Annotated in this window: 6 protein-coding genes and 1 pseudogene; 5 read left to right on the forward strand and 2 right to left on the reverse strand. The window is 64.3% G+C overall.

Annotated features, from left to right (window positions below; all coding sequences use genetic code 11):
* Positions 1-144 (forward strand): annotated as a pseudogene (locus tag HP546_RS20500) (type VI secretion system protein TssA); the annotation flags it as partial.
* 32 nt (positions 145-176) lie between these two features.
* On the opposite strand, the gene HP546_RS20505 reads toward HP546_RS20500, so the two are convergent.
* A complete protein-coding gene (locus HP546_RS20505; protein WP_172228857.1) occupies positions 177-1,052 on the reverse strand; it encodes an RHS repeat-associated core domain-containing protein in 876 nt (291 codons plus the stop codon).
* Positions 1,053-1,208: 156 nt separating this feature from the next.
* On the opposite strand from HP546_RS20505, the gene HP546_RS20510 reads away from it, so the two are divergent.
* From HP546_RS20510 to HP546_RS20520, 3 genes are all read left to right on the forward strand, one after another.
* On the forward strand, positions 1,209-3,725 hold the full coding sequence (locus HP546_RS20510) for an excinuclease ABC subunit UvrA (protein ID WP_172228859.1): 2,517 nt from the start codon (positions 1,209-1,211) through the stop codon (positions 3,723-3,725).
* Positions 3,726-4,104: 379 nt separating this feature from the next.
* Positions 4,105-5,754: an MFS transporter gene (locus HP546_RS20515; RefSeq protein WP_172228861.1), complete on the forward strand. Its 1,650-nt coding sequence runs from the start codon at positions 4,105-4,107 to the stop codon at positions 5,752-5,754.
* A complete protein-coding gene (locus tag HP546_RS20520) occupies positions 5,751-6,884 on the forward strand; it encodes an HlyD family secretion protein (protein ID WP_172228863.1) in 1,134 nt (377 codons plus the stop codon). The genes HP546_RS20515 and HP546_RS20520 overlap by 4 nt, the downstream gene beginning before the upstream one ends.
* Before the next feature lie 87 nt (positions 6,885-6,971).
* Here the strand turns inward: HP546_RS20520 and HP546_RS20525 are convergent, their stop codons facing one another.
* Positions 6,972-7,847, reverse strand: a complete 876-nt coding sequence (locus HP546_RS20525) for an AEC family transporter (protein WP_172228865.1) — start codon at positions 7,845-7,847, stop codon at positions 6,972-6,974.
* Between the two features lie 523 nt (positions 7,848-8,370).
* Between HP546_RS20525 and HP546_RS20530 the strand changes: the two genes are divergently transcribed.
* A partial coding sequence (locus tag HP546_RS20530; RefSeq protein ID WP_172228867.1) for an MFS transporter occupies positions 8,371-9,310 on the forward strand: 940 nt, incomplete at its 3' end.

Here is a 9,310-nt window from a genome sequence, read left to right on the forward strand (position 1 = left end):
CAAAGCCCGGTGCCGTACCTGATCGAGCGCGCCATCAAGTGGGGCAACATGCCGCTGGAAGGCTGGCTGAGCGATGTGATCAAGGACAGCAACGTGGTCGACAACATTCGCGATGTACTGGGCACCCGCGAACCAAGGTCTTGAACCGGCCGAGCGAACAGTCGAGGCAAATCCTGCTACCTTGAGCCTCGACCCACGGCCAAGGCACGACCCGTGGTCCAGCGCACCATAAGCACCTTTTCCGGCAAAGGCTCGAGAATGGCCGACTCCTGGCCCAGGAGCCGATTCCATCCAGAGGCTTCCTTCAGCGATTCTATTGCCAGTTTGCCCAATGGAATTCTGTTTATCCTGGCTTCTATCAGGGTGGCTTTGATATCGGTAACCAGCTGCCTCATTTTTCCCACACCGGCGACCGAGGCTGCTCCCATCCCTAATACGCTGAATGCTTCATTTGCCAATCCGACAGTTGGATAAGAGAAAGCCATCGCCACACCTGGGGCTTTGGTCAGGGTACTGACAAGGCCACCGGTGAAAATCATTGCATTGTTGGTGCGGCTCGCGGCGTCGAACTCCCTGGGTACAGGCTGCCCATTGGCCTTGGCAACCGATCGTTTGACAATTGTTCTTGAAGCTTTGTTGAGCGAAGACAGCATGCCCACCGTTCCCCAGACCAACCCGGTGCCTTGCCCGGCTATACGTGTGGGTGAATGCCCATCACAGTCCACATTGTTGACCGGATCGCCTTGACAATAAGCATATGCATTGAGACCTCCGCGGCCAAAAGGGCTTACTGCATCGGGACTGTGAAAACGCATCAGCCCTGTGTCGTAGGCCCGTTGACCGTTGCCAAGCAGGTAGCGGCGCGGCAGTGCCCCGCATAATTCACCGGCGAACGCCAGTAACGGGGCTGACCGGGGCAAATGAAAACCATAAGGTGAATAGGTTCGGGCTTCGAAGTTGTTGCCCGGCGCAGTGGAAGCTTGTTTGTCTAACGCCTGTAGTTCCGAATGTAGTTCCGAAGATAGTTCCGAAATCAGTTCCGAGATTTCCATGATTCAGCCCCTGGATAATAGTGTTCTCACGGCCACACTAATCATCCGCCAAAGACTCGGTAACTCTCAGTTCCATGAGGTGACAACGCTGCAGGCATGACAGCGGTAATGCTGTTACCGTGGGCGCACTGACAAGCCACAGCCAAGGACTGCGTCATGCCCCCACGCCAAACCACCCCGAACGGCTTCGTTCGCGTACACGGTGCCCGCGAGCACAACCTCAAGAACGTTGATGTCGATATCCCCCGCGACGCTCTGGTGGTGTTTACAGGCGTGTCTGGCTCGGGCAAGTCTTCGCTGGCCTTCTCCACCTTGTATGCCGAAGCCCAGCGCCGTTACTTCGAGTCGGTGGCGCCCTATGCCAGGCGCCTGATCGATCAGGTAGGCGTGCCGGACGTGGACGCCATCGAGGGCCTGCCGCCGGCGGTGGCCCTGCAGCAGCAACGCGGTACGCCGAGTGCCCGCTCCTCGGTGGGCAGCGTGACCACCTTGTCCAGTTCTATCCGCATGCTCTACTCGCGCGCCGGCCATTATCCGGCCGGGCAAGCGATGCTGTATGCCGAGGATTTTTCGCCGAACACGCCGCAGGGCGCCTGCCCCGAATGCCATGGCATGGGCCGGGTCTACGAGGTCACGGAAGCAACCATGGTTCCCGACCCGTCGCTGACCATCCGCGAGCGCGCGGTGGCGGCGTGGCCAATGGCCTGGCAGGGCCAGAACCAGCGCGACATCCTGGTAACCCTGGGCTACGACGTCGACATCCCCTGGCGCGACCTGCCCCAGGCGCAGCGTGACTGGATCCTGTTCACCGAAGACACCCCCACTGCCCCGGTGTATGCCGGCCTGACCCCGGCGCAAACCCGCACCGCCCTCAAGCGCAAGCAGGAGCCCAGCTACCAGGGCACCTTCATGGGCGCCCGGCGCTACGTGCTGCACACCTTCATGCATTCGCAGAGCGCGCAGATGCGCAAGCGCGTCGCCCAGTACATGCGCCCCAGCCCCTGCCCGCTGTGCGCAGGCAAGCGCCTCAAGCGCGAGGCGCTGGCGGTGACCTTCGCCGGCCGCGACATCGCCGAGCTGTCACACCTGTCATTACAGGCACTGGCCAAGGTGTTCCGCGAAGTGGCAGCGGCGGATTACCTGACGCGGCAGCAGGACGACCTGACCCTCGAGAAGCGCCTGGCCGCCCAGCGCATCGCCAAGGAACTGCTCGAACGCATCGATACCCTGCTCGACCTCGGCCTCGGTTACCTGGCGTTGGAACGCAGCACCCCGACCTTGTCCTCCGGTGAGCTGCAACGGTTGCGCCTGGCAACGCAGCTGAATTCGCAATTGTTCGGCGTGATCTACGTGCTCGACGAGCCCTCGGCCGGCTTGCACCCGGCTGACAGCGAGGCCCTGTTCGAGGCCCTGCAGCGCTTGAAGCACGCTGGCAACTCGGTCTATGTGGTGGAGCACGACCTGGACACCATGCGCCGTGCCGACTGGCTGGTGGATGTCGGCCCGGCTGCCGGCGAGCATGGTGGCACCATCCTCTACAGTGGGCCGCCCGCCGGGCTGGCGCAGGTGCAACAGTCGTGCACCCGCGCCTACCTGTTCAGCCCCCCCGCCCAGGCTGCCCGCGCACCACGGCCGGCTCGCGACTGGCTGAAGCTGGAAGGCATCACCCGCAACAACCTCGATAACCTCAGCGCCGAATTCCCACTGGGCTGCTTCACGGCCGTAACCGGGATTTCCGGCTCGGGCAAGTCCAGCCTGGTCAGCCAGGCCCTGCTGGAGCTGGTGGGTGCCCACCTGGGCCATGCCGAGCAGCGTAGCGAAGCCGATGAGCAAAGCCTGGAAGACGAACCTGAACAGGCCAGCAGCGGCCAGGTGAGCGCGGGCATCGACAGCATCAAACGCCTGGTTCAGGTCGACCAGAAGCCGATCGGCCGCACGCCCCGTTCCAACCTGGCCACCTACACCGGCTTGTTCGATCACGTACGCAAACTGTTCGCCGCCACCGAGCAGGCCAAGGCGCACGGCTTCGATGCCGGGCGGTTTTCCTTCAACGTTGCCAAGGGCCGTTGCGCCAACTGCGAGGGCGAAGGCTTTGTCAGCGTCGAGCTGCTGTTCATGCCCAGCGTGTATGCACCTTGCCCGACCTGCCACGGTGCCCGCTACAACCCCGAGACCTTGGCGGTGAGCTGGCAAGGCATGAATATCGCGCAGGTGCTGCAGCTGAACGTCGACCAGGCGCTGGAGGTGTTTGCCGCGCAGCCAGCGGCGCGACGCTGCCTGCAGGTGCTGCAGGATATCGGCCTGGGTTACCTGCGCCTGGGCCAGCCGGCCACCGAACTGTCCGGTGGCGAGGCGCAGCGCATCAAGCTGGCCACCGAACTGCAACGCGTTGCCCGCGGGGCGACGCTGTATGTGCTGGACGAGCCCACCAATGGCCTGCACCCGCAAGACATCGACCGGCTGCTGGTGCAGCTGAACCGCCTGGTCGAGGGCGGCCACAGCGTGGTGGTGGTGGAGCATGACATGCGGGTGGTGGCGCAGAGTGACTGGGTGATCGATATCGGGCCAGGGGCCGGGGATGCCGGGGGCAAGGTGGTGGTCAGTGGTACGCCGCAGGTGGTGGCTGGGTGCCCTGAAAGCCGCACGGCGGAGTTTCTGGCCAAGGTTTTGTAGCGCTGGTGCTGGGTGCATGGTCGGCGAGGCGGGCCATGGGATTGCATCAGGGCTGACAGGTGCTTTCCACAGCATTTTCAGCGCCTGTAAGATCGAGCGCCGCCCGCGCGGTGCTTCGCAGCACAAGGCTGCTCCTACACCTGTTTCGGGCCAGTCACTCCTGAGGCCGAGGCACTCGGCCCCTTGGCGCCCGCCTTGCTATCGAGTTGAAACGACAAGGCGGTCGCGCACAATTGGCACAGGCCTCACTGGCCCGAAACGAATGTGAGCAGGCTTGTGCTGCGAAGCGCCGCGCGGGCGGCGCTCGATCTCATAGGCGATGCAAATTCTGTGGCAACCACCTAGCAGCCCCAACCGCCGCTAAAGTACAGTCTGCCCCATGGACAAATACGCCCCCCGCCACTGGCTCCCCCACGAAAAACCCAGCTTGCCGGGCTCGCCCTCCACGCCCCTGCACTCGCCCGCCAAGCGCCTGGCCTACGGCGTTGTCGGCCTGCTGGTGGCAATCACCGGTGGCCTGGGCAACGCGCTGGTCACCGCCAATCTGGTGTTCCTGCAGGGCGCCCTGGGCGCGACCACGGCGGAAATGGCCTGGTTGCCAGCCGCCTACGTGATGACCAACGTGTCCATCAACCTGCTGCTGGTCAAGTTCCGCCAGCAGTTCGGCCTGCGCGCCTTTACCGAAGTGTTCCTGGTGCTGTATGCGCTGGTTACCTTCGCCCACCTGCTGGTCAACGACCTGAACTCGGCCATCGCCGTTCGCGCAGCGCACGGCATGGTCGGCGCCGCGCTCAGCTCGCTGGGGCTGTACTACATGATCCAGGCGTTCCCGGCGCAATGGCGGCTCAAGGCGATGGTCCTGGGCCTGGGCGCCTCGCAGCTGGCGCTGCCGCTGGCGCGGATCTTTTCCGAAGACCTGCTGCAAATCGCCGAATGGCGTGGGCTGTACCTGTTCGAACTGGGCCTGGCACTGGCTGCGCTGGGTTGCGTGATGATGCTCAAGCTGCCGCCCGGCGACCGCTTCAAAACCTTCGAGCCGCTGGACTTCCTGACGTTCACCCTGATGGCCGGCGGCACTGCCCTGCTCTGCGCTGCGCTGTCGCTGGGGCGCATCGACTGGTGGCTGGAGGCGCCGTGGATCGGCGTTGCGCTGGCGGCATCGATCGCCCTGATTTTCAGCGGCCTGGCCATCGAACACAACCGCCAGAACCCGTTGCTGATGACCCACTGGCTGGGCAGCGGGGCCATCATCCGCCTGGCGCTGTGCGTGGTGCTGATCCGCATGGTCACCTCGGAGCAGTCCACGGGTGCGGTCGGCTTCCTGCAGGTATTGAACATGGGCAGCGAGCAGCTGCGCGCGCTGTACGGGATCATGCTGCTGGGCGCGGTGGCCGGGCTGGCCAGCAGTGCCCTCACCATCAACCCCAACCACCTGGTGATTCCGCTGTTCGTCTCGCTGCTGGCCATGGCTGCCGGCGCCTTCATGGACAGCAGCTCCAGCAACCTGACCCGCCCGGCGCAGATGTACTTCAGCCAGTTCCTGCTGGCTTTCGGCAGCACCTTCTTCCTTGGCCCGTCGATGGCCCTGGGTATCAGCCATGTGCGCGCCAACCCCCGCAACCTGGTGAGTTTTTCGGTGCTGTTCGGCATTTGCAACAACCTGGGTGGGCTGATCGGCGCGGCGCTGCTGGGCACCTTCCAGACCTGGCGGGAGAAGTTTCATTCCAGCCACCTGATGGATCGCCTCAGCTACCTGGAGCCGCTGGTGAATGCGCGTGTGCAAAGCGGCGGCGGCGGTTACGGTGGCGTGATCGCCGACCCGGCGCTGCGCAGCGAAGCCGGCATGCGCCTGCTGGCCAGTGCCGCCACCCGCGAAGCCAATATCATGGCCTACAACGATGTATTCGTGCTGATCGGCAGCATCGCAATCCTGACCATGATCTGGATCTGCATCCGCAGCACCTGGCTCTGGTACGCAAAACGCAAGGCCACCTCCACCGACTCGACCCCCGGCGCGACCACCCGATGACCGACGACACCCGCACCACGACCACCACCGCCATCGCCGAAACCCCGGAAGGCGCCACACCGCCCAGCGAGCCAACCAGCCCGGTACGTTCGCGGCGGATGCGGATCCTGTCATCGATCAGTTTCGCCGGCGTGGCCCTGGCCGGCATCCTGCTGGTGCTGTACGCCTGGCGCCTGCCACCGTTCAGCAGCGCCATCGAAAGCACCGAAAACGCCCTGGTGCGTGGCCAGGTGACCATCATCGGGCCACAATTGAGCGGCTACATTACCGATGTACCAGTACACGACTTCCAGTTCGTCAAGGCTGGCGACCTGCTGGTGCAGCTGGACGACCGCATCTACAAGCAGCGCCTGGCCCAGGCCGTTGCCCAACTGCAGCAACAACAGGCGGCCCTGGCCAACAACCTGCAGCAGCGCAACAGCGCCGATGCCACCATTGCCCAGCGCCGGGCTGCCATCGACGACGCCACCGCGCAGGCTGCCAAGGCCAAAGCCGACCTGGGCCGCAACCAGGCACTGGTCAACGACGGCTCGGTGTCCCGCCGCGAGCTGGACCTGGCCCGGGCCAGCGCAGCCGCTGCCGTCGCCAGCCTGGCCCAGGCCAGAGCGGCGCTGGAAATCGCCCGGCAAGACCGGGAAACCGTGGTCGTCAACCGGGCCGCGCTGGAGGCGGCAGTCGAGAACGCCAAGGCGGCTGTCGAACTGGCCCGCATCGACCTCGACAATACCCGCGTCACCGCCCCGCGCGACGGCCAGCTGGGGCAGATCGGCACGCGCCTTGGGGCTTATGTGAACTCGGGTGCGCAGCTAATGGCGCTGGTGCCCGACACCCTGTGGGTGATCGCCAACATGAAGGAAACCCAGATGGCCGAGGTGCGCATCGGCCAGCCGGTGACCTTTACCGTGGACGCGTTGAACCACCTGAAGCTGCACGGGCACGTGCAGCAGATTTCGCCGGCCACCGGCTCGGAGTTCGCCTTGTTGCAGGCGGACAATGCCACCGGCAATTTCGTCAAGATTGCCCAGCGCATACCGGTACGCATCACCGTGGACGCCGACCAGGCCCAGGCCAGGCGGCTGCGACCCGGGATGTCGGTGGTGGTCAGTATCGACACGCGCAGCCGCGATTGATGGTGTGGCTACCGGCCGCTTCACGGGGGAACCCGCTCCCACCGGTACTGTAGAGTTTTCTGGGGCTGTGCTTAGGCCAGAACAGGCTTACATCCACCAGGCCAGCACCACGGGCAACCAGGCAAATGACAGCACCGTCGAGCACATCACCAGGTTCGCCACCTGCTCCGGCTCGCGGTTGGCTCGCACCGCCATCAGGTAGTTGAACACCGCCACCGGCATTGCCGACTGCACCACCAGCACTGCTCGCTCAAGGTTGTCCATGCCCAGCGCTGCCCCCACTGCCCAACCCATCGCAGCCCCCAGGCCAATGCGCAAACCGCCGAGCAACAGGCCGCTGCCTACGTGACGCAGGCGAATGCTGGCCAGCGATACCCCCAGGGTCAACAGCATCAGCGGGATGGTCATGCCGCCCAGCAGGTCTGCGGTATTGGCCAGCCAGCGCGGCAGTTCGAAATCGAGAAAGATGATGGGCATGGCGCCCGCCAGGCTGATGACGATCGGGTTGCGCAGCAGCGCCTTGAGCGAAGCCGCCGTGCCGGAGATGGCCATGCCGATCGTGAACTGCACGATCGACAGGGTGAGGAAAAACGCCACGGCCAGTGCCAAGCCGTGTTCACCGAAGGCGTACAGGCTGATCGGCAGGCCCATGTTGCCGGTGTTGGGGAACATGAACGCCGGCAGCAGTACCCGCCAATGCATGCCAGAAGCGCGGCACACCAGCAACGCAGCCAAGGCCATGCCCAGGGTGCACAGCAAGCAGGCGACGGCCATGCTGGTAAAGGCATTCGGGTTCAGCTCGGTGCGGCTGAGGGTGGACAGCACCAGCGACGGGGTGCCGATGGTCATCACCACCCGGGCGATGAAGTCGGTGGGGTAATCCAGGCCCTTGCGGGCCCAGGCAAAGCCAATGGCGGCGACGATGAAAACCGGGGCCAGGACTGCGAACAGCGACGCGAACATGGAGGCCTTCCTTGGTGTGGATGCAGCATTATGCAGCAGTCTGCGCATTTGCCCAGGCGACCCCGTCTCTTGCAGGGGCAGCCTTGTGCTGCGAACAGGCCATTTCAGCCACAAACAAACTCAAAGCTTACCGGCCCTTTCGCAGCGCAAGGCTGCTCCTACCAAAATCCAGGGCAGTCATTGAAAATGTCTGCCCAAGACACTTTCATGTCGCCCTTGGACTGCGGCGTCTCGTCGCACGCTGTTGCCCCTTGGGCAAAACCTTCCAAGCCCGTAGAATCGCGCTTCCTTTTCGCCCGTCGCCTTGAACGGTGGCAACCCGCAGCAATGACAGAGTCCGTGCCTGAACACATGCCCGTACATGTGAAATAGGCTCAACCCTCCCCGCCCGGCCCAATTCCCATAGGCCCAGCGGTTGAGTCTTGCCCAGGTCGCATCCGTGCAACCCCCTCGCCCCTGCCGGGTCGAGCCGGTGTGCGCGTCCGAAAAGGCGCTCATCCCGCTCATCCAACTAGAGGTACGTATGTCTCCGCGTTTGCTGGCCATGGCGCTGGCGCCCCTGCTCGGGCTGTTCATCATTGCCCTGGGCAACGGCTTCATGTCTTCGCTGACCACCCTGCGCCTGGGCGCTGCCGGTGAATCGGCCACCACCATCGGTATCGTCTCGTCGACCTACTTCATCGGCCTGACCCTGGGCGCTATCTTCAACGACCGACTGATCCTGCGCATCGGCCATATCCGCGCCTACACAAGCTTTGCCTCGCTGATTGCCGTGACCATCCTGCTGCAGGGGCTGTTCTATGACGTCACCTGGTGGTCGGTGCTGCGCCTGATCAACGGCTGGGCTGCGGTCGGCGTATTCCTGGTCATCGAAAGCTGGCTGTTGCTGGCCGGTGACGCGAAGATCCGCGGCCGCCTGCTGGCGCTGTACATGATCGCCTTCTACGGCGCCGGGGTGATCGCCCAGGCCGGCCTGGGCGAAATCACCCACCTGGGTGACACCGCACCGTTCATGCTGGCTGGCGTGCTCGCCGCCTTGTCGGTGCTGCCGATCGTGATCCTGCCGCGGGTGTCGCCGCTGCTGGACCAGGTCGAACCGCTCAAGCCCCGCCAATTGCTGGGTGTGGCGCCCTCGGGGCTGGTCGGTTGCTTTGGCTCGGGTGTGGCCATTGCCGGCATCTATGCCCTGCTGCCGCTGTACTTGCAGCGCATCGGCCTGGATGTCGGTGAAGTGGGCAACATGATGGCCTGGGTGATCCTCGGCGCCATGCTGCTGCAATACCCGGTCGGGCGCTGGTCGGACCGCAAGGACCGCCTGGACGTGCTGCTCGCCCTTGCCGGGTTGTGCGTCGTGCTGTCGCTGGTGACGGTATTCCTGCCGTCGGACTCGATCGTGCTGCCGGCCATGCTGTTCCTGCTGGGTGGCGGTGTATTCACCCTGTACCCGGTAGCCGTCAGCCATG

It is taken from the genome of Pseudomonas sp. CM25, assembly GCF_013179705.1.
Taxonomy (GTDB): Bacteria; Pseudomonadota; Gammaproteobacteria; order Pseudomonadales; family Pseudomonadaceae; genus Aquipseudomonas.